This window comes from Aminobacter sp. P4_D5 (genome assembly GCF_056401815.1).
Map to the genome: position 1 here is coordinate 1 of NZ_JBFUIP010000706.1, position 716 is coordinate 716.

Annotated in this window: 2 protein-coding genes; both read left to right on the top strand. The window is 70.9% G+C overall.

From position 1 onward, the window contains the following. A partial coding sequence (locus tag AC1DWF_RS34450) for a penicillin-binding transpeptidase domain-containing protein (protein ID WP_476842971.1) occupies positions 1-481 on the top strand: 481 nt, incomplete at its 5' end. Between the two features lie 3 nt (positions 482-484). Further along, on the top strand, positions 485-716 hold a 232-nt coding region (locus AC1DWF_RS34455), incomplete at its 3' end, for an AzlD family protein (RefSeq protein WP_476842972.1).

A 716-nucleotide genomic window follows, 5' to 3' on the forward strand; every position in this document is an offset into this window, starting at 1 on the left:
GCTGGGCATCCGCGGGCGCTTCCCGCCCGATGGTTCCATCGCGCTCGGCACCGGCGAGGTGACGCTGATCGACCTGGCCGCCGCCTATGCCGCCATCGCCAATGGCGGGCGCCGCGTGACGCCCTACGGCATGGGCCGCGTGGAGGCCGAGGGCCGCGTGGTGGGCGCGCCCCGGGCGGAGGCGCCGCAGGTCATCACCAGCTCCAATGCCGAGCAGATGCGCCAGATGATGTCCGCCGTGACGCGCTACGGCACAGGCCGCCAGGCGGCGGTGCCGGGACTGGCGACCGGCGGCAAGACGGGCACCACCCAGGATTTCCGCGACGCTTGGTTCCTAGGCTTCGTGCAGCTTCCTTCCGGGCCTGTCGTGATCGGGGTATGGCTCGGCAATGACAACAATGTCGGCATGGACGAGATCTCCGGCGGGTCGTTGCCGGCCCGGTTGTTCCGGGAGATCGTCGAGGCGGCTCGGGCACCGTAAGGCATGACGCTGCGCTGGGACGTGCTGCTGGCCATCCTGGGGATGGCGCTGTCGACCTACCTGCTGCGGGCCGGCGGCTATGCGCTGCTGCGGGCCTTCCGGCCGACGCCCTTCGTGACCGCGATGCTGAGCCATATGCCCGGCTGCATCTTCGTGGCCTTCGTGGTCCCGGCGCTGATCATCGGCGGGCCGGTGCAGATGCTGGCGGCGGCGGGCGTGGTGGGGGTGATGATCG